Here is a 24585-nt window from a genome sequence, read left to right on the forward strand (position 1 = left end):
CGTCCTCGTCTAGCCCGTGATCTGCGAGAAGTCCGCCACCTGTCCCATGGCGTCCTTGACCTTCGCCAAGAGGCGAAGGCGGTTTTCCCGTTCCGCAGGATCGTCGGAATTCACTAACACCTCGTCGAAGAACGCGTCGACCGGCCCGCGCAGCCCGGCCAGCAGGCGCATCGCGGCCTCGAAGTCCTCCGCGGCGAGCGCCGCCGACAGGCGCGCCTCGAGGGCGGCGACGGCATCCACCAGCGCCAGCTCCTCGGGCGGCGCGCCCTGGATGCGGCGCGCGTCGCCGGTGGGCAGCGGCCCCTTCTTCTCTTCGGCGCGCAGGATGTTCACCGCGCGCTTGTAGCCGGCGAGCAGGTTCCTGCCGTCCTCGGTGGCGAGGAACGCGCCCAGCGCCTGCACCCGCGCCACGATGCGCACGAGATCGTCGTCGCCCAGCGCGAAGACGGCGTCCACGAGGTCGTGCCGCTGTCCCTCGTCCCGCAGCTGCACCTTCAGGCGCTCGGCGAAGAAGGCCAGCAGGTCGGCCGAGCAGAGCGACCGCAGCGGCAGCCGGATCCGGTTGGCGAGCACGATGCGGATGACGCCCAGCGCGGCGCGGCGCAGCGCGAACGGGTCGCGCGAGCCCGTGGGCTTCTCGCCGATGCCGAAGAAGCTGACCAGCGTGTCCAGCTTGTCCGCGAGCGCGACCGTGGCGGCCACGGAGGCCGCCGGGACGTCGTCGCTGGGGCCCTGCGGCTTGTAGTGCGCACGGACCGCCTCGACGACGTCGGGATCGAGCCCTTCGCCTTGCGCGTAGTACCCGCCCATCACGCCCTGCAGCTCGGGGAACTCGCCCACGACGCCGCTCACCAGGTCCGCCTTGCTGAGTCTCGCCGCCTGCACGGCCTTCGACCGGACCGCGTCGCCGGCGCCCACGAACGGCGCCAGCGTCTCGGCCAGGGCCACGATCCGCTGCACCCGGTCGTACATCGAGCCGAGCTTGGCGTGGAAGGTGACGCCCTTCAGCTTCTCCAGCCGGTCCTCGAGCCTGACCTTAAGGTCCTCGTTCCAGAAGAACCGGGCGTCCGACAGGCGGGCGGCCAGCACCTTGGCGTTGCCGCGGGCGATGATCTCGCCGCCGTCCTTGGCCGCGATGTTGGCCACCGCCAGGAAGTGCGGCGCGAGCTTGCCCGTCGCCGGATTGCGGACGGCGAAGTAGCGCTGGTGCACCCGCATGGACGTGCGGATCACCTCTGGCGGCAGGTCCAGGAACGCGGGGTCCATGTCGCCCAGCACCGGGACCGGCCACTCCACCAGGCCCGCGACCTCGTCCAGCAGCCCGGCGTCCTCCACCAGCTCCAGGTTCCGCGCGGCGCACAGGGTCTTGGCGTCGGCCAGGATGCGCTGCTTGCGCTCCTCCGGGTCGAGGACGACGAAGTGCTTCTCCAGCTTCTCGGCGTAGGCGTCGAAGTCGCGGGCCGTGAACGGCTGGCCCGAGCCCATGAAGCGGTGGCCCTCCGTGGTGTCGCCGCTCGCGATCCCCTCGATGTCGAAGGACGCCACCTGCCCGTCGAACACGCACAGGATCCGCCGCAGCGGACGCACCCAGCGCAGGCGCGACACGCCCGACACCATCGACTTCGGCCACGGGAACTCGCGCACCACGGCCGGGATGATCTCGGCCAGGATCTCGGCGGTCGGCCGGCCCTTCCGGCTGAGCGTGGCGAACCAGACGCCGTCCTTTTCGACGAGATCGGACTTCGAAAGCCCCGTCTTGCGCAGGAAGCCCTCGAGCGCCTGCTCGGGCGCGCTGGTGCGCGGGCCCTTCAGCTCCTCCGAGCGGTCCTTCTGCGCCTCGGGCAATCCCTCGGCCACCAGCGTCAGGCGCCGCGATCCGGCGAACGTCTTCAGGGCCTCGGGCAACAGGCCTTCGGCGGCGAGTTTCTCGCGCACGAGGCGCTCCAGGTCGCGCGCCGCGCCCGCCTGCATGCGCGCGGGAATCTCTTCGGAGAGCAGTTCGAGAAGCAGCTGGGGCATCGGTTACGTCCTTTCCCGCAAAGCGGGAGAGGGGGACCGCCCGCCGACCCCGGCCTTGCGCCGGGGGAGGAGCGGGGGGTGGATCGGAATGGCCATCACGCGTTCCCGCCCTGGCTCTCGACCCAGGCTTCCGCGCACATCTTGCAGAGGTCGCGGATGCGGCCGATGTAGCTCTGCCGCTCGGCCACCGCTATCGCGCCGCGGGCGTCCATGATGTTGAAGAGGTGGCTGGCTTTCAGAACGTGGTCATAGGCCGGCAGGGCGAGGGGCTGGCCCTGCCGCCCGCGGCTGGCCAGGATGCGCGGAACCTCGCGCTCCATGTCCTCGAACTGGCGCTTGCAGGTCTCGACGTCGGCGGCTTCCAGCTCGAAGGCCGAGAACTGCTGCTCGTTGGCCAGGTAGATGTCGCCGTAGGTGAACTCGTCGTTGAAGGCGAGGTCGTAGACGTTTTCCTTGTCCTGCAGATAGAGCGACAGCCGCTCCAGGCCGATGGTCAGCTCGCCGGCCACCGGGAACACGTCGAGCCCGCCCACCTGCTGGAAGTAGGTGTACTGGGTGATCTCCATGCCGTCGCACCAGACCTCCCAACCCAGGCCCCAGGCGCCCACGGTGGGGTTCTCCCAGTCGTCCTCGACGAAGCGGATGTCGTGGAGCATCGGGTCGATTCCGATCGCCTCCAGGCAGCCGAGGTAGAGCTCCTGCAGGTTCTCGGGGTTCGGCTTCAGGATCACCTGGTACTGGTGGTGCTGGTGCAGGCGGTTGGGGTTCTCGCCGTAGCGACCGTCGGCGGGCCGCCGCGACGGCTGCACATAGGCCACCTTCCAGGGCTTCGGCCCCAGCGTGCGCAGCACGGTCATGGGCGACAGCGTGCCGGCCCCGACCTCGACGTCGTAGGGCTGCAGGATCGCGCAGCCCTGACGGCTCCAATAGTCATGGAGCTTCAGGATCAGGCCCTGAAACGAAAGCGGCTTGTCGGGCATTGGGGAAAGCTTGTTCGCAGGCGCAAAAAAAGTCGGCGGACCATAGGGCCCGCCGACCTTGGCTTCAACCCGCGCAAGCGGGCTCAGTTCGCAGGGCTCAGTTGCCCCGCGGCGCGGTCATCTTGCCGGCCCGCGACATGGGCGCGCCGTACTTCGCACGGTTCTCCCGGGTGTCCGGCACGGGCCCGTTCGTGACCGTCATGTTCGTGAAGGTCGCGGACGTATCGGTGGCAGTGGTGGTGGCGGCCGACGCGGTGGGCGCGACCGAGGTCGTCACGTCGCTGCTCGGCGCAGCCGTCGCGTCGGTCTGCGCCGTGGCGTCGTCTGTGGTCGAAGGGGTCGCCTCGGCGGTCGCCGGCTCCGGGCTGGTCGGCGTCTGGCTCTGCTGGGCGGAAGCGGCGCCGGCGGCAAGAGTCAGGGCCGCGGCGGCAGTGGCGAAATAAGCGAGCTTCATCGTCAGAACTCCAGGTTTGTGGCGCGATATCTGCGCCCCTACCTCGATGTGCCGACGCTCTACGGCTCAGGCGGGGGTTGGTTCCCGCCCGAGCCGCAGGTTTTCCGCGATCTACTGGCCCGGGGCCGCGGCCGGGGCGGCGGCGGTCGGCGTTTCCGCGGTCCCGCCCTGCCCCGCGACCAGGACCTTGTCGACCACGTGCAGCAGGCCGCTGCCCGTCTTCACGTCGGCCTGCACGATCGTGGCCCCGTCGACCTTGAGGGCGCCGGCCTCGTCGCTGCCGTCGAGCAGGATGGTGTCACCCGCCCCCGACGGGATCGGCCCCTTGGCGCCCTTGATCTTGTCCGAGCCCACCGGCGCGTTGACGATGTGGTGCAGGATGAAGCGCTGCATCGCCGCCTTGTCCGACTGCAGCTTGGCGAGGTCGGCCGCGGGCAGCGCCTGGAACGCCGCGTCGGTCGGCGCGAACACCGTCAGGTTGCCGTTCGTCTTCAGCAGGCCGGCGAGGTTCGTGTCGGTCAGCCCCTTGGTGAAGATCGTGAACTGGCCGTTGAGCTTCAGGGTGTCCACGAGGTCGCCGTTCACCGCCACGGGCTTGGCCGGCGTGGCGGACGGCGCCGCCGCGGCGGGCGCCGCGGCTTCCGGGGTCTGGGCCTGGGCGGCGAGCGGTGTCACGGCCAGGGCGGCGACGGCGGCGGCGAGGAACACGCGGGTCATACTGGATTCCTTCGAGGCTGCGGCGGCCTCTTCGGCGAGGCCGCGGATGGCTGCGCGGGTAGGTCGTCGGTGACTTCAGTCCCGCGGTCCTGGCGAGACTAGGCAAGGAAAGCGCCGGATTTACGACGAGTTCCGGGCAGGTCAAGCGCCGCGGAGCCGCTCCCGTGGGGTCAGGATGCGCATTTTCGCGGCGCCTCGCCTGGGCGGCGCCCGGAAATTGGGCGCACCTCGGCTTCTTGCGGAACCGCCGCAGTGCCCGCGCTCGGGCTCGCTGCCCCCCGACATAGCGTCTGCCCGACCGCTGCGAGGGGAAAGAAACAGCGCGGCGGTCTTCGAACGATCGATAGGGGCGGGCCCGCCTGGAGGGCCGGACGCGGAGTGCGAGCGGATGAAACTCATCATGGCGATCGTCAAACCGTTCAAGCTGGACGACGTGCGCGAAGCGCTCGTCGCGGCCGGCGTGGAGGGTCTGACGGTCTCGGAGGTCAAGGGATACGGCCGTCAGAAGGGCCAGACCGAGATCTATCGGGGGGCGGAGTACCAGATCAACTTCCTGCCCAAGGTGAAGCTGGAGTGCGTCGTCGACGACGCACAGGCGGGCAAGGCGGTGGAGGCCATCAAGGCCGCAGCCGCCACCGGCAAGATCGGTGACGGCAAGGTCTTCGTGCTCGACGTCCAGGAAGCCGTGCGCATCCGGACGGGCGAGACCGGCGCGGCTGCGCTCTAGGGGAACAAGGGGATATGCTGATGAAATTCTTCGGAAAAACGCGGCTGGCAGGGCTCGCCCTCGCCGCCGCGATGGCAGGCGCCCCGTTGGCCGCGCCTGCCCTGGCGCAGGAAGCGCCGGCCCCCGCCGCCGCCGCGCCCGCCGCGGAAGCTGCGCCGGCCCCCGCCGCCGAGGCCGCGGCGCCGGCCGCGGAAGCCGCCGCTCCGGCGGCCGCTGAGGCGGCTCCGGCCGCCGAGGCCGCTCCCGCGCCGACGCCCGACAAGGGCGACACCACCTGGATGCTCGTCTCGACCGTCCTGGTGCTGCTGATGATCCTGCCGGGCCTCGCCCTCTTCTACGGCGGCCTCTGCCGGCAGAAGAACATGCTGTCCATGCTGATGCAGGTCTCGATCGTGACCGTGATCGGCATGATGGCCTGGGCCTTCTGGGGCTACAGCCTGGCCTTCACCGACGGCGGCGGGCTCAACAAGTTCGTGGGCGGCTTCTCGAAGCTGTTCCTGAACGGCGCCGTCTACAACGCCGACGCGGCCTTCACGAACGTCGAGACCTTCTCGAAGGACGTGGTGATCCCCGAGGTGGTGTTCGTCTGCTTCCAGATGACCTTCGCCTGCATCACCGCCGCCCTCGTGCTGGGCGGCGTGGCCGAGCGGATGAAGTTCGGCGCCGTGGTGGTCTTCGCCCTCCTGTGGCCGCTGCTCTCGTACTACCCGATGGCGCACATGACCTGGTGGTGGGCCGGCGCGACCTCGGCCTTCGGCAAGACCGCCGAGGAGCTGGTCGCCGGCGCGGGCCAGATCTGGGCCTTCGGCGCCCTCGACTTCGCGGGCGGCACCGTGGTGCACATCAACGCGGGCATCGCAGCCCTCGTCGGCGCCCTGATCCTCGGGCCGCGCAAGGGCTACCGCTCGGAGCCGATGCCCCCGCACTCGCTGACCCTGACCCTGGTGGGCGCGGGCCTCCTGTGGGTGGGCTGGTTCGGCTTCAACGCCGGCTCCAACCTGGAAGCCAACGGCTACGCCGGTCTGGCGATGATCAACACCCTCCTGGCCACCGCCGCGGCGGGCTTCTCCTGGGCCATGGTGGAGTGGTTCACCCGCAAGAAGGCCTCGATGCTGGGCCTGGCCTCGGGCCTCATCGCGGGCCTCGTGGCGGTCACCCCGGCGGCGGGCTTCGCCGGCCCCGTGGGCTCGATCATCCTGGGCCTCGTGGTCTCGCCGATCTGCGTGATCTTCTGCTCGGTGGTGAAGAACGCGCTGAAGTACGACGACAGCCTGGACGCCTTCGGCATCCACGCGATCGGCGGCATCGTCGGCGCCATCGCCACCGGCATCCTGGTCAACCCGGCCATGGGCGGCGCCGGGGTGGTGGACTTCACCAACGGCAGCGTCGGCTACGACGCCGGCGTGCAGATCATGGCCCAGGTCAAGGCCGTGGCCCTGGCCGTCGTCTGGTCGGCCGTCGCCAGCTCGATCGTCTTCTTCCTGATCAAGTTCACGCTCGGGCTGCGGTCTTCGCCCGAAGCGGAGGAGGAAGGCCTCGACATCGTCGAGCACGGCGAGCGCGCCTACCACAGCTAGGTCGCGGACAGTGATCGCGGCGCCGGCTGACCCGGCGCCGCAACGGGAACGGGGGCTCTTCGGGGCCCCCGTTTTCGTTCGGGCAAGGGACACGCAGGAGAGCCGACACTCATGTGTGTTTGAAACACACAAGTCTCGTTGTCGGACTTGTGATTGTGTTCTAGAACACACACATGAACAGCCGAGAGGTTATCCGGGCCATAGAGGCGGACGGGTGGTACGAGGTGCGCCAGCGCGGCTCGCACAAGCAGTTCCGCCACCCGACCAAGTCCGGCCTCGTGACCATCTCGGTTCATGGCGGAGACCTACCTATTGGGACCCTTCGCAGTATCGAACGACAGAGTGGCGTAAGCCTCCGCTGACGCAGAGGCGGTCCGAGCATGGAGGGTCGGATGGCGAAGGTGACTTACATCGCGTTCTTGGAGGCGACAGACGACGGCTACGGCGTGTCGTTCCCCGATCTGGAGGGGTGCATCAGTTGGGGTGCGGATCAGACCCAGGCCCTAGAGAATGCCCGCGAGGCACTGTCTTTACACTTGGAGGGGATGGCTGAGGAAGGACTGGAGATTCCGTCACCCTCAGATCTCAAAGCTGTCGCGCGAAGACTTGCGGAAGCCTACGTCGAGCGGCGCGAGCCTACGGTGTACGTGGGCGTGGAGGTTAAAGCTCCCGACGCAGCCGAGCGGGTGAACGTGTACCTGAACAAGGGGCTGCTTGATCGAATGGACCGGCATGCCAGAAGGCGTGGTGTGAACCGCTCTGAGTTCATTGCGCTCGCCGCGCGCCACTACATGGGCGAACCCAGCAAGGGTGGCGCCAGCCACTTCCCGGGCGACGCGGACACGGAGGGTTGGGTCGAGCATCCGCCTATCCTTCAAGAATAGGTACGGTTCTTGCCGCCCAGGCGAGGGCTACCAGGGCCCGCCGAGCCGGCAGCGCTTCACCCACCAGTCGGGAGCCAGGGCCTCGATGCGTTCGGCCAGCGTCTCGGCCGCGATGTCGTCGGCGCAGAGCGCGAAGCACGTCCCGCCCGAGCCCGACACGCGCGCCAGCAACGCCTCCGGCTCGTCCCGCAGGGTGTCCAGGACCGCCCCCACCTCCGGCGCGACGGCCACGGCCGGCCCCTCCAGGTCGTTGCGCTGCGTCGCCAGCCAGGCCGCCAGCTCGGCGGCGTCCTCGAAGGCGTCGGGCATCGGCGGTCGCGTCACGTCGCCGAATGCGCCGCCCGCGTCGAGAGCGCGGTAGACGGCGGGCGTCAAGACCGGGACCCGGGGATTGACCAGCACGGCGTTCAGCACCGGAAGCCCGGGCGCGGCGGCGAGCCGCTCGCCCCGGCCTTCGGCGATCACCGGCCGCGCCCAGAGGCAGGCGGGACCGTCGGCGCCCAGGGCGGCCGCCACCCGCTCGAGCCGTGCGTCGTCGAAGCCCGGCGCGTAGACGTCCCGGATCAGGCGCAGCGCGGCCCCCGCATCCGACGATCCGCCGCCCAGGCCGCTGGCCACCGGGAGGTTCTTCTCCAGGGTGAAGGTGAGTTCGCCCATCTCACGGCCCAGCTCGGCCACGAAGGCGCGCACGGCGCGGAACACCAGGTTGTCCCGCTCGGGCCCTACGCCCTTCGCGAAGGGGCCGCGGACGATCAGGGCGCCCTCGCCCGGCCGCGCGCCGACCACGTCGCCGAAGTCCGCGAACACCATCAGGCTGCAGAGCGGGTGGTAGCCGTCCGCCGCAGGCGCGCCCACGTGAAGGAACAGATTGACCTTGGCGGGCGCGAGCGCCTCGGGCACGGCCCTACTGGCCCGCCACCAGCCGTGGCGGCCCCAGGCCCTCGGCCAGCTTCTTCTCGGCGTCCGCCTTGATCTTGTCGTCGGGCTTCAGGGTCAGGACGCGCCGCCACTGGAAGCCCGCCTCGTCCTTGCGCCCCACCATCCAGTAGGCGTCGCCCAGGTGGTTGTTGATCTCGGGATCGCCGGCCTCGATCTCCACGGCCTGTTCCAGCAGTTCGACGGCCTTCTTGTAGTTGCCGAGCCGGTAGTGGGCCCAGCCCAGGGAGTCGATGATCGCGCCCGAGCGCGGGTTCGCCGCCACGGCCTTCTCGACCATGCCCATGGCTTCCTGGAGCCGCTCGCCGCGGTCGATCCAGGCGTAGCCCAGGTAGTTCAGCAGCTCGGCCTCGTCCGGCCGCATCTTGAGCGCCTGCTGCAGGTCGGCCTCGGCCTCCTTCCAGCGGCCCGAGCGCTCCAGCGCCTGGCCGCGGGCGTAGTAGAGGGTCCACTCAGGGTCCTTCGACTCGGCGATGAGCCCGTTCAGGATGCCGATCGCCTCGTCGTACTTCTCGTTGGCCCGCAGGAGGTCGGACAGGGTCAGCCGGCCCTCGCGGTCGCCGGTGGCGGCCGAGGCGCGGGCCATGCGCAAGGCGCCTTCCTTGTCGCCCGCGGCCTGGTAGCTCCAGGCGAGCTTGGCCTGCGCCGCCGCGAACTCCGGCGCCCCCGGCTTCGGCTTCAGGTAGGCGGTCCGCGCGCCCTCGACATCGCCCGCCTGCTGCATGAGGTCGCCCAGCATCAGCCAGGCGTCGTTGCGGCTGGGGTCGAGCGCCAGCGACAGGCGGATGTAGGCCAGCGCCGTGGCCTCCTGCCGCGCGCTGATCATGGTGGCGGCGGGCGCGAGCAGCGCGAAGGCGGCGCCTTCACGGATGCTTGGGGCCGCCGGCGCGCCCTTGCCCGACGCGGCCCTCGCACGCGCGGCCTTCAGCGCCAGGCTCATCGGATTCCGGCGCAGGGCCCCATCGTAGTAGGCCAGCGCCTCGGGCCGGCGGCCGCGGCGCTCCAGGAACGCGCCGTACGCCAGCACGGAGATCTCGCTGGGGCTGTCGCCCTTGGTCACGGCCTTGAAGTTGGTCTCGGCCTCGTCGTAGCGGCGGGCGCGTTCGAAGAGGTGGGCCTGGCCGATCTGGCCGAAGTAGTCGACCGCCCCGTCGCCCCGCAGCTGGGGCCGCACGAACGAGCCTTCCACGTCGCCGGCGGCGGCCGACACCCAGGGACCCAGCAGCGCGGCGGCGCCCCGGTGGGGGAAGCCGATGCCGTCGCTCGCCAGCTCGGCCCTGGCGACCTTGCCCTTGCCGTCCGCCAGCGCGGCCACGACCTTGACGAGACGGCCCAGCCGCTTGCCCGGCTCGCCGGCGTCGGGGCCCACTGGGGCCATGAGCGCCGCCTTCTGGACGTCGCCGGCCATCAGCGCGGCGGTGAACGCCCGCTCGGCGACCGTGGCGTTGTCGCCGCTCTCGCCGCGGGCCAGCTCCAGGAAGCGGGCGGCCTCGGCGCTGCGCCCTTCGGCGAGCGCGGCGTTGCCGGCCAGGAACATGCCATAGGCGCTGTCGGCGGCGGCCGGCGCGGCCGGCTCCAGGTCAGCGGACGGGACGGTGGCGCAGGCGCACAGCAGGGCCGCGGGCGCGCAGACGGCGAGGAGGAAGCGACGCATCAGACGCTAGTCATGGGCGCGCGGAGGCGGCTCCGCAAGCGCCCAGAGGTCACAGGGCGGCCACATGGCCGCCCGCCGGCCTACATGTTAGGGTAGTTCGGCCCGTCCCCGCCCTGCGGCGTCGTCCAGTCGATGTTCTGCGACGGATCCTTGATATCGCAGGTCTTGCAGTGGACGCAGTTCTGGAAGTTGATCTGGAACTTCGGGTTGTTCCCGGCCTCGTCGTAGAGCACCTCGTAGACGCCCGCCGGGCAGTAGAGGCGCGCGGGCTCGCCGTACTTCGGCAGGTTCACGTCGATCGGGACCGACGGGTCGCGGAGCCGCAGGTGGGCCGGCTGGCTCTCGTCGTGGTTCGTCGCCGACAGGAACACGCTCGACAGCTTGTCGAACGAGAGCACGCCGTCCGGCTTCGGATAGACGATCGGCTTGTAGTCCGACGCCTTGCCCGTGGACTCCGCGTCGCTCTTGTCGTGCCTGAGGGTGCCGAACAGGGACAGGCCGCCCAGCAGGTGGGTGGTCCACATGTCGAAGCCCGCGAAGGCCGTCCCCAGCATCGTGCCGAACTTCGACAGCATCGGCTTGGCGTTGCGGACGACGTTCAGCTCCTTCTTCACCCACGAGGCGTCGAAGGCCTGCTTGTACTCGACCAGCTCGTCGCCCGCCCGGCCGGCGGCGATGGCGGCGGCGGCGGCCTCGGCGGCCATGATGCCGCTCTTGATCGCGTTGTGACTGCCCTTGATCCGCGGCACGTTCACGAAGCCGGCGCTGTCTCCAAGCAGCACGCCGCCCGGGAAGTACAGCTGGGGGATCGACTGGAGGCCGCCCTCGGAAATGGCGCGGGCGCCGTAGGCGATGCGCTTGCCGCCTTCCAGATGCTTGGCCACATCCGGGTGGTGCTTCCAGCGCTGGAACTCGTCGAACGGCGACAGCCAGGGGTTCTTGTAGTTCAGGTGCACCACGAAGCCCGTGGCCACGTAGTTGTCCCCGAAGTGGTACATGAAGCTGCCGCCGCCGGTCTTGTCGTCCAGCGGCCAGCCCAGGGTGTGGATCGCCAGGCCGGGCTGGAACACCGCGTCGGGAACTTGCCACAGCTCCTTGATGCCGATGCCGTACTTCTCGGGGTTGGCGTTCTTGCCGAGGCCGTACCTGGCCTTCAGCACCTTGGCCAGCGACCCGCGCACGCCCTCGCCGATGAAGACGTACTTGCCGCGCAGCTCCATGCCGGGCTCGTAGCTGGGCCCGGGCTGCCCGTCCTTGCCCAGGCCGAACTCGCCGGCGACCACGCCCACCACCCGATCGCCCTCGAACACGGGCGCCGAGGCCGCCATGCCCGGATAGATCTCGACGCCCAGCTCCTCGGCCTGCCCCGCCAGCCAGCGGCAGACGTTGCCCAGCGAGGCGATGTAGTTGCCGTGGTTGTTCATGAAGGGCGGCATGGCCCAAACCGGCAGATCCAGGCTGCCCTGCGGGCCCAGGACCACGAACTTGTCCGCCGTGACGGCGGTCTCGAGCGGCGCGCCCTTCGCCTTCCAGTCGGGGATCAGCTCGCTCAGGCCCTTGGGATCGATCACCGCGCCCGAGAGGATGTGGGCGCCCACCTCGGCGCCCTTCTCGATCACGGCCACGGTCAGCTCGGCGTTGAGCTGCTTCAGGCGGATCGCGGCGGCCAGGCCCGAGGGGCCGGCGCCGACGACGACGACGTCGTACTCCATCGCTTCCCGTTGGATGGCTTCGCTCATCGTCGTCCTCTCAAGCTCGCGTCACGGCCCCCGTCCGACGCCGTGGGGGTCTTATCAGGACGTCACGCCGCGCCGGTCAAGCGGGAAGGCGCGCGCTAGCGCGGCCCGTCGACCACCAGCTTGACCTGGCGGCCCGGGCGTACCGCCTCTCCGGGCGCGAGGCCGTTCAGCATCCGGAACAGCTCCAGGCGGTCGGTGTCCGCCGCCATGCGGGCCGCCAGCGATTCCGTCGTGTCCCCGGCGCGCACCGTCACCACCGCGATCCGCCGGCCCGCCGCCGCCCCCGCCTCCCGCTCGCTGAGCCGCCGGAACGAGCCGAACATGGGGCGGAAGCTGTCCAGCCGGCCGGCCGGCGCCATGGCGACGAAGTGGTAGGTCTCGTCGCCGCCCAGGTTGTAGGCCACCGCGATCAGGTCCACCGGCCGGCCGCCCGAGAACGCGCGCGCCTGCACCTGCGCCGCCTCGACCCCGTTGATGGTGACGCGCTCCGGCAGGCCCATCTCGTGGCGGCCCTGGCGGATCACCGCCCGCAGCACGTTCTCCGCATAGCCGGCGAGCTGGCGCGAGGTGGCCGTCCCGCCCGAAAACTCGGCGAGCAGCCCCTCGGGGCCCGTGACGCGCACCGCCTCGGGCGCGTTCGCCACGGCGAAGCCGCGCGGCGCGTCGAACCGGATCCGCAGCCCGGGGTGAATGTACGCGCCGCCGCGCACCAGGCCCTGCACGGGGTCGGCGTCGTAGGACATGCCCTCGATGGCCAGCAGGAACGGCGTCTCCTCCAGGCGCAGCCCGTCCCGGGGAATGCCCGCCGCCGCCGCCTGGACGCGGGCGATCCGGTCGCCCGTCAGCGGATGCGTGCGCGCCCAGACCGGGACTTCGCCGCCCGCGCCCCTCGCCCGCGCCGAGTACGCGTCCTCGCGCTGCAGATCGGCGAGCACGCCGGTCAGGCCGTCCGGGGCGTAGCCGGCCTGCGGCAGGTAGCGCAGCGCCAGGGAGTCGGCCTCGTATTCCTGGTTGCGCGAGTAGCTGAGCGCGCCCAGCTTCGCCACGCCGCTGGCCACCCGGCCGGCGAGGTTCGACTTGGTCGCCGCCCCGATGAGCGAGGCGGCCAGGCCCGACAGCGCCTCGGCGTTGCGCTGCCGCTGCGCATGCTGCGCGGTCACGTGGCCCAGTTCGTGACCCAGCACCGCCGCCAGTTCGGCCTCGGAGTTCATGATCGAGAGGAGGCCGCGCGTCACATAGACGTAACAGCCGGGCGGCGCCGTGAAGGCGTTCACCACCTCGCTGTCGAGGAGCGTGAAGGAACACCGCTGCCGGATCCCGGCCGCCGCCGCCATCCGCTGGCCCACGCGCGAGACGTACTGGGCCTGCGGGCCCGTGTAGACGCCGCCGAGCTGCGCCACGAGTTCGGTGTGCTCCCGGGCTGGCTGCGCCGCCGCAGGCAGCCCCGCCAGCGCCACGGCCGCGGCCATGATCGCCACGCGTCTCCTCATGCGCCCCTCCCCCCGCGGAATAGCGGGCTGACAAGCCCGGTGCTTCGCGCCAAGAGTGGACCAGCCTCACGCCGGAGTGAACCCACGCCCATGCCGGCCGCCGCCGACGCCACGCCCGCGCAGCTCGCCGAGAGCCTGCTCGCCTTCTGGGCCGACGCGGGCGTCGACGCGATGATGCTGGACGAGCCCTTCGACCGCATCGAGGCCGGCCGCGTCGCGCCGCCGCCCCGACCCGCGCCGGCGCTGGCCCTGGCGCCCCAGCCCGGCCCCCGCGCCGCGCTCCAGGCCGACATCTCGGGCGCGATCGCCCAGGCCCAGGCCGCCGCCGCGGCCGCGGGCGACATCGGCCAGCTCGTCGCCGCGATCGCCGCGTTCGAGGGCTGCTCTTTGCGAACCGAAGGCGCGGCCACCCAGGCCGTGGTCTACCGCGGGACCCCGGGCGCGCCGCTGATGGTGATCGGCGAAGGTCCGGGCGCGGAGGAGGACGCGCGGGGCGAACCCTTCGTGGGACGCGCGGGGCGTCTTCTGGACAAGATGCTGGCCGCCGCGGGGCTCGAGGGGCGGGTCCTCATCACCAACACCGTGTTCTGGCGGCCGCCGGGCAACCGCACCCCGACCCCCGCCGAACAGGCCGTCTGCGCCCCTTTCCTGGAGCGGCTGATCGCGCTGGCGCAGCCCCGGATGCTGCTGCTCGTGGGCGGCGCCTCGGCCAAGTCGCTCCTGAAGCGCGAGGAGGGCATCCTGGCCCTTCGCGGACGCTGGTTCGAGTGGACGTCCACGGACGGCGCCACCGCCCTGCCCGCGCTGCCGACGCTGCACCCCGCCTTCCTGCTGCGCCAGCCGGGCGCGAAGAAGCGCGCGTGGCAGGACCTGCTGACCCTGAGCGAGCGCCTGGACCGGCCGGCCCGCGAGGGCTGATCCCGGATCGTCGGCAGCCAAGACCTTCTAAAGACTGTGGATAACGCCCCGAAGACGCCGTCGGCGAGCAAAGTCTGCGGCAATCGCGAGCTTGATCCTCCGGCAGGCTCGCCTTAGCCTTTGCCGCTGGGACAGTGGAAAAATAAGGGGTTCGCGCTCAACCTCGCGTTAGTCGTGGTGCGCGGATAAGGCGGCATGACGCTAAAACAGCGCCTGCGCGTCGGGGTATTGTCCCTCGTCGCCGGAGTCTCGATGGCCAGCGTAGCGGCCGCCGAATCGCCGAAGGCCCTCTCCGAGTCCGACGCCCGCGCCTATGCCGCCGCCTTCGAGGCCGTGGACCAGGGCGACTTCGTCGGCGCCGAGCTGACGGCCGCCGAGATCAAGGACAAATCGCTCGCGGGCTACATTTCGTTCCGCGCGCTCATGCATCCCACGGCTCACAAGGCCTCGTTCGAGGAGCTGTCGGGCTGGCTGGCGCGCTTCCGCGACCTCCCGCTCGCCGACCGGGTCTTCTCGCTGGCGGCGAAGCGCAAGCCGGCCGAGGCCCCGAACCCGCCGACGCCCGAGGTCGCGCTGATCGACACCGCCCGCAGCGAGATCACGCGCCCGGCGCGCGAGGCCTTCTATTCCGGCGACGCCCGCACGGCCTTCCAGCTCGCGGTCAGCGTCGGCGAGCGCTGGATCGCCGGCCTTTCGGCCTGGCGCCTCGGCGACTACGCCCAGGCGCAGGACTACTTCGTCCAGGTCGCCCGCGACGAGGCCGAGGATCCCTGGCAGCGCTCCGCCGCCGCCTTCTGGGCCGCCCGGTCCGCGCAGGCGCAGGGCGATGTCCGCGCCGCCCACGGCTTCCTGCGGATGGCCGCCCAGGCGCCGCAGACCTTCTACGGCATGATCGCCGAGCGCCAGGTCCGCAGCCTTCAGGCCGAGGCGCCCACCGGCCAGCTCATGCTCGCCAGCTACCGCAGCGCGCCCAGCGAGCCCCTCGCGGGCGCCCGGCTCAGCCGCTTCCTCGAGGCCAATCCGCGCGCGCACCGCGCCGCCGCCCTGGCCCAGCTCGGCCGCGCCGAGGAGGCCCGCCAGGAGCTGCGCGCCGGCCTCGCCCTCGCCCGCACGACCGACGAGCGCAACACCTGGTCGTCGCTGCTGGCCCAGCTGGCGCCGCCCGGGTCCGGATCGCAGAAGCCGCAGTACCTGAACCTCTACGACTACCAGGCCCCGCCGCTGGCGCCGAAGGACGGCTTCACCATGGACCGCGCGCTGGTCTATGCGATCGTGCGCCAGGAAAGCGCGTTCAACCCGGCGGCGCGCAGCCACGCCGGCGCGCTGGGCCTGATGCAGCTGCTGCCCGGCTCGGCCGCGCTCGCCACCGGCGACAAGACCTACCAGCGCAAGCCGCGCACCCTTCTCGATCCCGCCACCAACCTGCGGGTCGGCCAGGACTACCTCGCCTACCTGATGGACCGCGGCGTCGGGCCCGACCTGCTGAAGATGGTCGCCGCCTACAACGCCGGGCCGGGGGCCGTGCTGAAGACGGTCCAGAAGGTCGGCGACCAGGACCCGTTCCTGATGGTCGAGTGCCTGCCGGCGCTCGAGACGCGCAACTATGTCGAGAAGGTCGTCGCCGGCTACTGGACCTACAAGCGGATGTTCGGCGAGGAACCCAAGACCCTCGACGCCCTCGCCGGCGGCGCCCAGCGCATCGACGTGCGCATGGACCTAGCCTATCCGCCGCCCGCCCCTCAGCCGCAGCATGCGACGGACGTCCGCCAGGTCGACGCCATCAGCGAACTGCTGGAGAAGGCCTCGCTCGACTAGCAGCGCGGTCGGCGTGCGGCTCAGCAGGCCGCCGTCCTTCAGCCCCGCCACCACGGCGTCCGCGCCCCCGGCGGCGACATGCGCGTCCAGCGCTGCGATCCAGCCGTCCCGCAGGCGGAAGCCGGCCGGCAGCAGCAGCACCTGCGCCTGGCGCGCCGCCCGCGCCGCCGCCGCGATGCCGGGGTGAGCGTCTGCGCCCATGTCCTCGCAAAGGGCGTCGATGCCGGCCTGTCCCGGCGACGCCACGATCGCCACCTGGCGCACCAGCCCGTCCACCGCCCCGGCCGTCAGCTGGGTCAGCAGCGCCGGCAGGCGGTCGGCGTCGCGCCGCGCGTCGATGATCACGCTGAGCATGGCCGCTGCTTCGCCCGCCGACGCCGATCCCGCAAGCCGTCAGTCGTCGGCCAGCAAGGTGTCGAGGAAGGTCTGGCGCCGGTTCAGGAAGCTTCGTGTGACCTGGTAGCGGTCGGTGTCCTCGTACGCGATGCGCTCCAGGCCCCTTGGCGTGGTCTGGTAGATCCAGGCGTCGGGATAGCCGAGGATGATCGGCGAGTGCGTGGCGATGATGAACTGTGACCTCAGCCGGACCAGTTCGTGCAGCCGGACCAGGAAGCTCAGCTGCCGGTTGGGCGACAGCGCCGCCTCGGGCTCGTCCATAATGTAGAGGCCGCCGCCCTTCAGGCGGTTGTCGATCAGCGCGAAGAACGATTCACCGTGCGACTGCTCGTGCAGCGAGACGCCGCCATAGGACTGGACCACGCCCAGCTCGTCGATCTGGGTGCTGACGTTGAAGTGCGACTCGGCGCGCAGGAAATAGCCGTCCGTCGCCCGTCGCGCCGACCGGACGGGCCTGACGAAGCGGTGCAGCGGCGAGTGCGACGCGCGCGTATTGAAGTTGAAGTTCCGGGTCCCGCCCTCGGCGTTGAAGCCCCAGGCCACGGCGAGCGCCTCGATCAGCGTCGACTTGCCCGAACCGTTCTCGCCCACGAGGAAGGTGACCTTCGGATGGAACTCCAGTTCGTCGAGGTTGCGGACCACGGGAAGATTGAACGGATAGTCGCCGGCGTCCCAACCCTCGCGCCGCTCGAACCGGGCCGCGATCCAGTAGTGCTCCGCATCGACCGCTCGCATCGACAACCTCGGTCCAAGGCCGCCCCGTTCGGCCGGCCTCCTCATATGTTCTTGTTTTGTTCGAACCCTACCCTATGCTGGCGACATGTCCAGCGCGTTCGATCCACGACCTTCCGAGTTCGCCCGCGGGCGCGGCGCGCGGTCGAACGCCAGCGGCCGCTACGAGGCCCAGCAGCGCGAGGCGTTCGACGACGGCTGGACCCCGGACGACGCCGAGCCGGTCCGCCTGCAGACCACCGTCGCGCCCGAGAAGGCCAAGGTCATCATCTCGCGGAACGACAGCCCCGACGTCGGCTTCTCGGCCTCCATCAATCCCTATCGCGGCTGCGAGCACGGCTGCATCTACTGCTACGCCCGCCCGGCGCACGCCTACATGGGGCTCTCCCCGGGGCTCGATTTCGAGAGCCGCCTCTTCTTCAAGCCCGACGCGGCGCGCCTGCTCGAGAAGGAGCTGTCCCGTCCCGGCTACCAGCCCGAGACCATCCACATCGGCGGCAACACCGACCCCTACCAGCCCCAGGAACGGACGCTGCGCGTCACCCGCGGCGTCATCGAGGTGATGGTCCGCTTCCGGCATCCCTTCTCGGTGATCACCAAGTCCGCGCTGATCGTCCGCGACTTGGACCTGCTGGCCGAAGCCGCCGCCCTCGGCCTCGCGCGCGCGGCGATCTCGATCACCACCCTGGACCGCAGGCTGGCGCGCTCGATGGAGCCCCGCGCCGCCACGCCCGAGCGGCGGCTGGACGCCGTCCGGCGCCTGACCCGCGCCGGCGTGCCGGTGATGGTGATGTTCGCCCCCTGCATCCCGGGCCTCAACGACCACGAGATGGAGGCGGTGCTCGAGCGGGCGGCCGAGGCGGGCGCCACGGGCGCGGGCTACGTGGCCCTGCGCCTGCCGCGGGAGATCAAGGACCTCTTCCGCGAATGGCTCGAAACCGACCATCCCGACCGGGCCCGCCGCGTGATGTCGCTCGTGCGCCAGATGCGCGGCGGCAAGGACTACGACGCCCAGTGGGGCAGCCGGATGAAGGGCCAGGGCCCCGTCGCCGACCTCATGAGCGCCCGCTTCGCCGCCGCGAAGCGGCGCTATGGCCTCGACCAGGGCTGGACCGCCCTCCCCCGCGACCGCTTCCGCATCCCCCCGCAACCCGGCGGCCAGATCGACCTGTTCCGCGGGGAATAGGGCTCGCACTCGGTTCGTTGTCCGCGATTTCAACCACGAATGAACACGAAGAACACGAATAGGCCCCGGCCTCACGGCGCCCGGACACATTCGTGTCCTTCGTGTCCATTCGTGGTTCCCCCTCCACACCACCACCCCCACGGCTGTCATCCCGGTTTCGCGAAAGCGAAGACCGGGACCCATAGACTCCGCGTCGCAGGAGCCCCCGCGACGGCGCCGCCCAGCCGGTCTTTTCGGGCGCATGCGCGTATGGGTCCCGGTCTTCGCCTACGGCGAAACCGGGATGACAAAAGGAGGAGGACGGCGCCGATCGCCGCCTAATGGGCCCCGGACCTCATCGCCCCCCGGACACATTCGTGTGCTTCGTGTCCATTCGTGGTCCCCCCCCCACACCACCACCCCCACGGCTGTCATCCCGGTTTCGCGAAAGCGAAGACCGGGACCCATACGCGCCCGCGTTCGAGGTCCTGGCGCGGCGGCACGGCCCCGGGGTTTGCCTGAGCCGCGGAGTCTATGGGTCCCGGTCTTCGCCTGCGGCGAAACCGGGATGACAAAAGGGGGAGGTCCTTCCGCGTTCTTCCGTGGACAAACCCTCGCGGCCTCGCCGCCACCCCCAAACGCCGAAAAACTTGACTCCTCGCGCCATCCATGTTCCCGTTCTGTTCACATGCCGCCCGAGCTCGAAGACGCCGACCTCATGCTCGCCCGCGCCGCGAAGAACGCCTTCGCGCGCGCCGAGCACATGCAGGCCCTCTGCCTGGCGGCCGAGACCGTGGCCGAGGCCGCCGAGGCCTCGCGCGCCTGCGACCGCGCCGAGCGGTCCATGCGACAGCACCTGCTGATGCTCGAACGCCAGCAGCGCGCCCGCCGGGCCGAGGCCAGGGAGACCGAGGATGTCGCCCTGCGCCGGCGCGAACGGCGCGCGCATGCGCTGCGCGGGGCCATGCGCCGGGTGATCTGCGCCGAGCGCGCCGAGGCGGCCGACCGGCTGGAGCTTCTGGACGCCCTCGAAGACCTGATCGATCCCGAGACCGGGCCCCGCGACATGGCCGACCGGCCGTTCCAGGCCCAGCTGCTGGAGATCGCCGACACCCTGGGGCTCAGCCGCGAGACCACCGCCGGCTGGGTGGACCTGCCCTGCGCCGACGCCCCCTTCGAGGGCGAACTGGACGAGGAGTCCGGCGACATCTCCCACCTGCCCGAAGACGAGCGCCGCCGCATCCTCATGCGCCACGGCGTGGTCTTCAACAGCTCCTGACCCCCCGCCGGCGCCCCACGCCGCGCGCCGGACCCGGGCGATAAGCCCTTCCAGACCTCCCTGACGCCACGAGACGCGACGGACGGCCGGGATCGCCTCCCCGCCGCGCCGCCGCATGTCCGCCTGACCACCCTGAACCCCGGTCGTCCCGGCGAATGCCGGGACCCAGATGGAATTGCTCTGAAGCGCGTTCCAGAAGCTCGGAGTCCTTCCTGTCAGAACCTCGCGGCGTGGATCTGGATCCCGGCATTCGCCGGGACGATCGGAGGGTAAGGCCCGGCGCTGAGTTCCGTCCGGCGCGGGCCGGGTCTCCCGGCGGTCCAGCTGCACGTGGTGCGGATCGGGGAGCGGTGCTCCGCCGGGGGGGCCCACACACATCAGCGGCTGAACACGCCCACCAGCTCCACGTGCGGCGACCACAGGAACTGGTCCACGGGCAGCACCCGCTCGAGCCGGAAGCCGGCGTCGATCAGCGTGCGCGCGTCGCGGGCGAAGGTGGCCGGGTTGCAGGAGACCCCGATGACCCGAGACACGGCCGAGCGGGCCAGCTCCGCCGACTGCTCGGCGGCCCCCGCGCGCGGAGGATCGAAGACCACGACGTCCGTCTTCTTCAGCTCGTCGGCCAGCACCGGACGCCGCGCCAGGTCGCGGGCCTCGGCGGTGACCCCCTTCAGCCCCGGGGCGGTCGCGAGCCCCGCGATCAGGGCCGCCACCGCCTCGGCGCCGAAGTCCGCCGCATGCACCGGCGCGATCTCGGCCAGCCGGAAGGTGAAGGTGCCGACGCCGCAGTAGAGGTCCGCGATGCGGTGCGCGCCCGCCGCCGCGTCGGCCACGAAGCCGGCCATGGCGGCCTCGGCTCCCGGCACGGCCTGCAGAAAGGCGCCCGCCGGCAAGGCGACCCGCGCGGGTCCGAGCCGCACGGTGGGCTGGCGCGCCATGTACGCCATCTCGCCGGCCAGGGTGACCCGCGCCAGGTCGGCGGCCGCGGCGCGCTCGGCCAGCTGCATGCGGGCGTCCGCGGAGAGGCCGCCGCTCCTGGCCTCCACTCCGGTGATGTCGATGTCCAGGCCGGCGTCGGTCACGGTGACATGCAGCGTCGGCGCCGACTTCGGATGCTCGAACAGCGGCGCGGCCAGCGTCCGGAGCGCGGGGATGGCGGCCTCGATCGCCGGGTCCGCGATCGGGCAGACCCGGATGTCGACCAGGTCCCACGACCGGCGCGCCTTGTAGCCCAGCCGTGCGGCCTCGGCGGTTCCGCGGCGGGCGTGCAGGCCCACGCGGCGCCGCTCGCCCGGCCCCGCGGCGAAGGCGGGCAGGATCTCGGTCTCGATGTGCTGCCGCGCCAGGGTCCCCCGCAGGCGCTCGACCTTCCAGGCGAGGTAGGGCTCGCGCGCCCAGTGCTGGAGCGCGCAGCCGCCGCAGGCGAAGAAGTGGGGGCACGGGGGCTCGACGCGATCGGGGCTCGCCTCCAGCACCTGGACCAGCTCGCGCCGCTCGCCGGAGCCCTTCGCCAGCACGCCCTCGCCGGGCAGGCTGAAGGGCACGAAGACGGGGCCGTCGGCGACGCCATCGCCCTCGCCGCCCACCTGGACGATGCGCAATTCCTCGGGCGGGCCCGGCGGCGGTCGCGGGTCGGGACGGCCCTTGAAGCGGCGTTTCGGCGGTCTCATGGCGCCTCCGGAACGCGGCGTGCGGTTAACTCTGGATGAACGAACATGAACCACTTTCTTAGCGCCCGTTCAGGTTCGCCGGCGCATCTTCGCAACAAGCGCCGCCGTAAGGCGGGCACGAGCATCTGATCGAGGGATACCCAATGAAGACCCGCGTCGCCATCGCCAAGGCCGGAGCCTGCGCCATCGCCGGCGCGATCGCCCTCGCCTCGGGAGCCGCCCAGGCCCAGTCCTATCCCGCGGCCGGACCCGGCTCGCCGGGCTACAACTACGACCCCTGCCGCCGCGACGCCAACCAGCGCGGAACGGCCGGCGCCCTGATCGGCGGCGGCATGGGCGCGGTGATCGGCTCGAACGCCGCCGCGCGCAACGCGCGCACCGAGGGCGCCCTCCTGGGCGGCCTGCTGGGCGCGATCGCGGGCGGAGTCATCGGCAACAAGACTGCCGCCTGCACGTCCTCCACGCGCTACACCTCGACGGCGTCGGCGCCCCCGCCTCCGCCGCCGCCCGCGCCCGCCTACTACGAGCGCGACGCCTACGCAGACCGGGCCGACCGCGACGCCCGCGAGGACGCCTGGGTCGACGAGCGCCGCCCGCTGGCCAGTGACCGCGGGCCCGACGCCGAGAGCTGCACGCTCGCGGAAAGCCCCATCTACATGCCCGACGGCCGCACCCAGACCCGCTTCGTCCGCGTCTGCCGCGACGCGAGCGGCAAGTACGCCGTCGTCGACTGATCAGGTTCCAGGCCAGTAACCCTGGGGCCGCGCCTGCGTATCGGGCCGGCCCCGCTTCTTTCCAGGGTCACCGCCGCGCCCAGAGCAGGTGCTCCCGCGCGCCCTCCCCGCCCCCGATGGGACTGTCGGCCGTCGCCTGAACCGTCCAGTCCTCGCCGGCCAGGAACGCGGCGACGCCGGCCAGCGCCGCGGCATGGGCCTCCGGATCGGTGACCAGGCCGCCCTTCCCGACGCGACCGGGCCCCACTTCGAATTGCGGCTTCACGAGTGCGACGAGATCCGCGCCCGGCCCCGCCAGCGCCAGCGCGGCCGGCAGCGCCTTGGCCAGCGAGATGAAGCTGATGTCGGCGACGATCAGGCCCGGGGCCTGGTCGATCGTGTCGGGCGTCAGGCGCCGCGCGTCCGTGGCCTCCAGGTTCACGACGCGCGCGTCGGCGGCCACCCGCGGGTGCAGCTGACCCCGGCCGACGTCCACGGCGTAGACCCGCGCCGCGCCGCGGGCGAGGCAGACCTCGGTGAAGCCGCCGGTGGATGCGCCCACGTCCAGCACGACGCGGCCCTCCACGGCGATGGGCCAGGCATCAAGCGCATGCGCCAGCTTCAGCGCGCCGCGGCCGACCCAGGGATGGGCCGCCTTCGCCTCGACCACCGCATCGTCGGCGATCAGGTCCGAGGCCTTGGCGATCGCCCGGCCGTCGGCGGTGACCTGGCCGGCCTCGATCGCCGCGCGGGCCTTGGCGCGGCTCTCGAAGAGCCCCCGCGCGACCAGCAGGAGGTCGGCGCGGGTCTTCAGGCGCCGGTGTCCTGGAAGAGCTTCTTCAGCTCGCTCTTCAGGATCTTGCCGTTGGCGTTGCGCGGCAGGACCTCGTTCCAGAACCGCACCTCGACCGGCACCTTGAAGGCGGCCAGCCGGCCGGCCACGTGGGCGCGGAGTTCATCCTCGGTGGCGTGCGCACCCGGCTTCAGCGTGACCACCGCCGCGGGCTCCTCGCCGAGAGTCCGGTGCGGCCGCGCCACCACGGCGGCGTCCATGACCGCCGGATGGTCGTAGAGGACGTTCTCCACCTCGACGCAGTAGATGTTTTCGCCGCCCCGGATCAGCATGTCCTTGGCCCGGTCGATGATGAAGCAGAAGCCCTCCTCGTCGATCCGCGCCAGGTCGCCCGTCCGCACCCAACCGTCCACGAACGTCTGCGCCGTCGCCTCGGGTTTGTTCCAGTAGAGCCGGCAGTTCATCGGACCGAACGACCAGAGCTCGCCCACCTCGTTCGGGCCCAGCACCGTCCGGCCGTCCGCCGGATCGCGGATCTCGATCCTGGCCACCGCGGCGGCCGGGCCGCAGCTGTCGGGGCGGTGGAGATAGTCCTCGGCGCCGTTGGAGGTCACCGTCGCGCAGGTCTCGGTCATCCCCCAGCCCTGGCCCGGCTGGGACTTCGGGAACACCTCGGCGAGGCGCTTCACGAGCTCGGGCGCGGACGGGGCGCCGCCGTACGAGACGCTCTCCAGCGAGGAAAGGTCGTAGTTGGCCCGCGCAGGGTGCTCGATGAGCTGCCAGGCGATGGTCGGCACGCCGCCGGCCAGCATGATCCGCTCGCGCTCGATCAGCTCGAAGGCGCGGATGACGTCCCACTTGTGCATCATCACCAGCTTGCCGCCGGAGAAGAGCGTGGGGTTGAGCACCGCGAAGCAGCCGGTGACGTGGAAGAACGGCACGCTGAGCAGGGCCGAGCGCTGCGGCGCCGCGGGATCGGGCTGGGGCGGCGCTTCGCCCTTGCGCAGGAAGCTGCGGGCCGAGGCGGCGGCGGCCGTCAGGATGTTGCAGTTCACCGCCCGCTGCGTCGCGAGCGCGCCCTTCGGCTTCCCGGTCGTGCCCGACGTGTAGAAGATGGTGGCGTCGTCCTCCGGCCCCACCTCGGCGGGCGGAAGCGGCTGGTCAGGCAGGCTCCCCCACGCCTCGGCGCCGCCGAGGACCGCCTCGAGCTTGGTCACATAGGGGTGGGCCAGTTCCTCGTCCCGCGTGCGGCTGACGTAGACACGACGCAGATCGGGGCAGTTCGGCAGGTGCTCGACGAGGCGCTCGTAGCGCTCGTAGTCCATCACCGCGACCTTCGTGCCCGAGTCGGTCAGCCCGTACTCCAGCTCGGCCCCCGTCCACCATGCGTTCAGGGGCGTCACGATCGCGCCGAGGCTGGCGGCCGCATAGAAGGCCACCACCCACTCGGGCAGATTGCGCATGATGATGGCGACGCGGTCGCCCTTGGCCACGCCCTGCGCCTGCAGCTCGCGCGAGAAGGCCGAGACGGCGCGGTAGAACGCCTCGTACGAGACGCGCTCGTCCTCATAGACCAGGAAAACGCGCTCCCCGTGGGCGCGGCTGGCCTCGACGACGGCGCGCAGCGAGGGCGGCAGGTTCCTCCACACCTTGGTGCGCACGCCGCGGATCTCGACCTCGTCGATCTCCAGGGGAGAGCCCGGCGCGCCCAGCAAGGCGTGCGCCTGGGCGATCGACATGGCGGGCCAGGCGGCCGGCGACGGAGCCTCGGACATCTACGCATCTCCCTTGTGGCGCAAGGTAACGCCCGCGCCTGACGGCGGGTGATCAAGCACAACGTCACGGGCGAGGCAAACGGACCCGGCGGCCCCGACGCCGGCGGGCCGTGCCAAGGCGATCCGAGGCCGTTGACGGCGCCGGCGTCAGG

22 protein-coding genes are annotated in these 24585 nt (G+C 71.5%); 9 read left to right on the forward strand and 13 right to left on the reverse strand.

Annotation, left to right across the window (positions count from 1 at the left end; translation table 11 throughout):
• Nucleotides 1-9: 9 nt before the first annotated feature.
• The 4 genes from glyS to AC2D8W_RS13740 form a co-directional block, all read right to left on the reverse strand.
• The gene (glyS, locus tag AC2D8W_RS13725) at nucleotides 10-2019 is read right to left on the reverse strand and encodes a glycine--tRNA ligase subunit beta (protein WP_484671990.1); all 2010 of its coding nucleotides are present in this window, start codon (nucleotides 2017-2019) and stop codon (nucleotides 10-12) included.
• Between the two features lie 95 nt (nucleotides 2020-2114).
• Nucleotides 2115-2999, reverse strand: coding sequence for a glycine--tRNA ligase subunit alpha (locus AC2D8W_RS13730; RefSeq protein WP_484671991.1), 885 nt, complete (start codon nucleotides 2997-2999; stop codon nucleotides 2115-2117).
• Nucleotides 3000-3096: 97 nt separating this feature from the next.
• Nucleotides 3097-3453, reverse strand: coding sequence for a hypothetical protein (locus AC2D8W_RS13735; protein ID WP_484671992.1), 357 nt, complete (start codon nucleotides 3451-3453; stop codon nucleotides 3097-3099).
• A 111-nt stretch (nucleotides 3454-3564) separates the two neighbouring features.
• Complete coding sequence (locus tag AC2D8W_RS13740; RefSeq protein ID WP_484671993.1) at nucleotides 3565-4170, reverse strand: fasciclin domain-containing protein; 606 nt, start codon at nucleotides 4168-4170, stop codon at nucleotides 3565-3567.
• A 388-nt stretch (nucleotides 4171-4558) separates the two neighbouring features.
• On the opposite strand from AC2D8W_RS13740, the gene AC2D8W_RS13745 reads away from it, so the two are divergent.
• From AC2D8W_RS13745 to AC2D8W_RS13760, 4 genes are all read left to right on the forward strand, one after another.
• Complete coding sequence (locus AC2D8W_RS13745) at nucleotides 4559-4897, forward strand: P-II family nitrogen regulator (protein WP_293485143.1); 339 nt, start codon at nucleotides 4559-4561, stop codon at nucleotides 4895-4897.
• 20 nt (nucleotides 4898-4917) lie between these two features.
• The gene (locus tag AC2D8W_RS13750; protein ID WP_484671994.1) at nucleotides 4918-6474 is read left to right on the forward strand and encodes an ammonium transporter; all 1557 of its coding nucleotides are present in this window, start codon (nucleotides 4918-4920) and stop codon (nucleotides 6472-6474) included.
• Between the two features lie 173 nt (nucleotides 6475-6647).
• A complete protein-coding gene (locus AC2D8W_RS13755; protein WP_293485139.1) occupies nucleotides 6648-6836 on the forward strand; it encodes a type II toxin-antitoxin system HicA family toxin in 189 nt (62 codons plus the stop codon).
• A gap of 30 nt (nucleotides 6837-6866) precedes the next feature.
• Nucleotides 6867-7358 (forward strand): type II toxin-antitoxin system HicB family antitoxin, encoded by a 492-nt coding sequence (locus AC2D8W_RS13760; protein ID WP_484671995.1) that lies wholly within the window; start codon nucleotides 6867-6869, stop codon nucleotides 7356-7358.
• 27 nt (nucleotides 7359-7385) lie between these two features.
• Here the strand turns inward: AC2D8W_RS13760 and AC2D8W_RS13765 are convergent, their stop codons facing one another.
• The 4 genes from AC2D8W_RS13765 to AC2D8W_RS13780 all read right to left on the reverse strand — a co-directional run bounded on the left by AC2D8W_RS13765 (nucleotide 7386) and on the right by AC2D8W_RS13780 (nucleotide 13177).
• Entirely contained in the window at nucleotides 7386-8258 is an 873-nt protein-coding gene (locus AC2D8W_RS13765; RefSeq protein ID WP_484671996.1) for a 4-(cytidine 5'-diphospho)-2-C-methyl-D-erythritol kinase, read from the reverse strand.
• 4 nt (nucleotides 8259-8262) lie between these two features.
• On the reverse strand, nucleotides 8263-9948 hold the full coding sequence (locus AC2D8W_RS13770; RefSeq protein WP_293485133.1) for a tetratricopeptide repeat protein: 1686 nt from the start codon (nucleotides 9946-9948) through the stop codon (nucleotides 8263-8265).
• Nucleotides 9949-10028: 80 nt separating this feature from the next.
• Nucleotides 10029-11687: an electron transfer flavoprotein-ubiquinone oxidoreductase gene (locus AC2D8W_RS13775; protein WP_484671997.1), complete on the reverse strand. Its 1659-nt coding sequence runs from the start codon at nucleotides 11685-11687 to the stop codon at nucleotides 10029-10031.
• A 95-nt stretch (nucleotides 11688-11782) separates the two neighbouring features.
• The gene (locus tag AC2D8W_RS13780; protein WP_484671998.1) at nucleotides 11783-13177 is read right to left on the reverse strand and encodes a M48 family metalloprotease; all 1395 of its coding nucleotides are present in this window, start codon (nucleotides 13175-13177) and stop codon (nucleotides 11783-11785) included.
• 90 nt (nucleotides 13178-13267) lie between these two features.
• On the opposite strand from AC2D8W_RS13780, the gene AC2D8W_RS13785 reads away from it, so the two are divergent.
• Complete coding sequence (locus AC2D8W_RS13785; protein ID WP_484671999.1) at nucleotides 13268-14095, forward strand: uracil-DNA glycosylase; 828 nt, start codon at nucleotides 13268-13270, stop codon at nucleotides 14093-14095.
• Between the two features lie 252 nt (nucleotides 14096-14347).
• Nucleotides 14348-15910 (forward strand): lytic transglycosylase domain-containing protein, encoded by a 1563-nt coding sequence (locus AC2D8W_RS13790; RefSeq protein ID WP_293485125.1) that lies wholly within the window; start codon nucleotides 14348-14350, stop codon nucleotides 15908-15910.
• Here AC2D8W_RS13790 and AC2D8W_RS13795 read toward each other — a convergent pair.
• Both AC2D8W_RS13795 and AC2D8W_RS13800 read right to left on the reverse strand, forming a co-directional pair.
• The gene (locus tag AC2D8W_RS13795) at nucleotides 15812-16264 is read right to left on the reverse strand and encodes a cell wall biosynthesis glycosyltransferase (protein ID WP_484672000.1); all 453 of its coding nucleotides are present in this window, start codon (nucleotides 16262-16264) and stop codon (nucleotides 15812-15814) included. The genes AC2D8W_RS13790 and AC2D8W_RS13795 overlap by 99 nt on opposite strands.
• A gap of 39 nt (nucleotides 16265-16303) precedes the next feature.
• On the reverse strand, nucleotides 16304-17041 hold the full coding sequence (locus AC2D8W_RS13800) for an AAA family ATPase (RefSeq protein ID WP_484672001.1): 738 nt from the start codon (nucleotides 17039-17041) through the stop codon (nucleotides 16304-16306).
• Nucleotides 17042-17126: 85 nt separating this feature from the next.
• Here AC2D8W_RS13800 and AC2D8W_RS13805 point away from each other — a divergent pair, with 85 nt between their 5' ends.
• Nucleotides 17127-18224 carry a PA0069 family radical SAM protein gene (locus AC2D8W_RS13805; protein ID WP_484672002.1) on the forward strand — a complete coding sequence of 366 codons (1098 nt, stop codon included), beginning with the start codon at nucleotides 17127-17129 and terminating at the stop codon, nucleotides 18222-18224.
• Between the two features lie 667 nt (nucleotides 18225-18891).
• Nucleotides 18892-19482, forward strand: coding sequence for a hypothetical protein (locus tag AC2D8W_RS13810; RefSeq protein WP_484672003.1), 591 nt, complete (start codon nucleotides 18892-18894; stop codon nucleotides 19480-19482).
• 377 nt (nucleotides 19483-19859) lie between these two features.
• Here AC2D8W_RS13810 and AC2D8W_RS13815 read toward each other — a convergent pair whose 3' ends face one another.
• On the reverse strand, nucleotides 19860-21152 hold the full coding sequence (locus AC2D8W_RS13815) for a class I SAM-dependent RNA methyltransferase (RefSeq protein ID WP_484672004.1): 1293 nt from the start codon (nucleotides 21150-21152) through the stop codon (nucleotides 19860-19862).
• A gap of 143 nt (nucleotides 21153-21295) precedes the next feature.
• Between AC2D8W_RS13815 and AC2D8W_RS13820 the strand changes: the two genes are divergently transcribed.
• A complete protein-coding gene (locus AC2D8W_RS13820) occupies nucleotides 21296-21886 on the forward strand; it encodes a glycine zipper 2TM domain-containing protein (RefSeq protein ID WP_484672005.1) in 591 nt (196 codons plus the stop codon).
• Nucleotides 21887-21953: 67 nt separating this feature from the next.
• Here the strand turns inward: AC2D8W_RS13820 and AC2D8W_RS13825 are convergent, their stop codons facing one another.
• Together AC2D8W_RS13825 and AC2D8W_RS13830 are read right to left on the reverse strand one after the other, a co-directional pair.
• Complete coding sequence (locus AC2D8W_RS13825) at nucleotides 21954-22679, reverse strand: TlyA family RNA methyltransferase (RefSeq protein WP_484672086.1); 726 nt, start codon at nucleotides 22677-22679, stop codon at nucleotides 21954-21956.
• Entirely contained in the window at nucleotides 22676-24433 is a 1758-nt protein-coding gene (locus AC2D8W_RS13830; protein ID WP_484672006.1) for a class I adenylate-forming enzyme family protein, read from the reverse strand. The genes AC2D8W_RS13825 and AC2D8W_RS13830 overlap by 4 nt, the downstream gene beginning before the upstream one ends.
• Nucleotides 24434-24585 lie beyond the last annotated feature (152 nt).

The sequence above is a fragment of the Phenylobacterium sp. T106 genome (genome assembly GCF_057219735.1).

Excerpts from the sequence above, each read along its gene's own strand:
- glyS (WP_484671990.1), bottom strand. The coding sequence starts at position 2,019 with ATGCCCCAGCTGCTTCTCGAACTGCTCTCCGAAGAGATTCCCGCGCGC.
- AC2D8W_RS13730 (WP_484671991.1), bottom strand. The coding sequence starts at position 2,999 with ATGCCCGACAAGCCGCTTTCGTTTCAGGGCCTGATCCTGAAGCTCCAT.
- AC2D8W_RS13735 (WP_484671992.1), bottom strand. The coding sequence starts at position 3,453 with ATGAAGCTCGCTTATTTCGCCACTGCCGCCGCGGCCCTGACTCTTGCC.
- AC2D8W_RS13740 (WP_484671993.1), bottom strand. The coding sequence starts at position 4,170 with ATGACCCGCGTGTTCCTCGCCGCCGCCGTCGCCGCCCTGGCCGTGACA.
- AC2D8W_RS13745 (WP_293485143.1), top strand. The coding sequence starts at position 4,559 with ATGAAACTCATCATGGCGATCGTCAAACCGTTCAAGCTGGACGACGTG.
- AC2D8W_RS13750 (WP_484671994.1), top strand. The coding sequence starts at position 4,918 with ATGAAATTCTTCGGAAAAACGCGGCTGGCAGGGCTCGCCCTCGCCGCC.
- AC2D8W_RS13755 (WP_293485139.1), top strand. The coding sequence starts at position 6,648 with ATGAACAGCCGAGAGGTTATCCGGGCCATAGAGGCGGACGGGTGGTAC.
- AC2D8W_RS13760 (WP_484671995.1), top strand. The coding sequence starts at position 6,867 with ATGGCGAAGGTGACTTACATCGCGTTCTTGGAGGCGACAGACGACGGC.
- AC2D8W_RS13770 (WP_293485133.1), bottom strand. The coding sequence starts at position 9,948 with ATGCGTCGCTTCCTCCTCGCCGTCTGCGCGCCCGCGGCCCTGCTGTGC.
- AC2D8W_RS13775 (WP_484671997.1), bottom strand. The coding sequence starts at position 11,687 with ATGAGCGAAGCCATCCAACGGGAAGCGATGGAGTACGACGTCGTCGTC.
- AC2D8W_RS13780 (WP_484671998.1), bottom strand. The coding sequence starts at position 13,177 with ATGAGGAGACGCGTGGCGATCATGGCCGCGGCCGTGGCGCTGGCGGGG.
- AC2D8W_RS13785 (WP_484671999.1), top strand. The coding sequence starts at position 13,268 with ATGCCGGCCGCCGCCGACGCCACGCCCGCGCAGCTCGCCGAGAGCCTG.
- AC2D8W_RS13790 (WP_293485125.1), top strand. The coding sequence starts at position 14,348 with ATGGCCAGCGTAGCGGCCGCCGAATCGCCGAAGGCCCTCTCCGAGTCC.
- AC2D8W_RS13795 (WP_484672000.1), bottom strand. The coding sequence starts at position 16,264 with ATGCTCAGCGTGATCATCGACGCGCGGCGCGACGCCGACCGCCTGCCG.
- AC2D8W_RS13800 (WP_484672001.1), bottom strand. The coding sequence starts at position 17,041 with ATGCGAGCGGTCGATGCGGAGCACTACTGGATCGCGGCCCGGTTCGAG.
- AC2D8W_RS13805 (WP_484672002.1), top strand. The coding sequence starts at position 17,127 with ATGTCCAGCGCGTTCGATCCACGACCTTCCGAGTTCGCCCGCGGGCGC.
- AC2D8W_RS13810 (WP_484672003.1), top strand. The coding sequence starts at position 18,892 with ATGCCGCCCGAGCTCGAAGACGCCGACCTCATGCTCGCCCGCGCCGCG.
- AC2D8W_RS13815 (WP_484672004.1), bottom strand. The coding sequence starts at position 21,152 with ATGAGACCGCCGAAACGCCGCTTCAAGGGCCGTCCCGACCCGCGACCG.
- AC2D8W_RS13820 (WP_484672005.1), top strand. The coding sequence starts at position 21,296 with ATGAAGACCCGCGTCGCCATCGCCAAGGCCGGAGCCTGCGCCATCGCC.
- AC2D8W_RS13830 (WP_484672006.1), bottom strand. The coding sequence starts at position 24,433 with ATGTCCGAGGCTCCGTCGCCGGCCGCCTGGCCCGCCATGTCGATCGCC.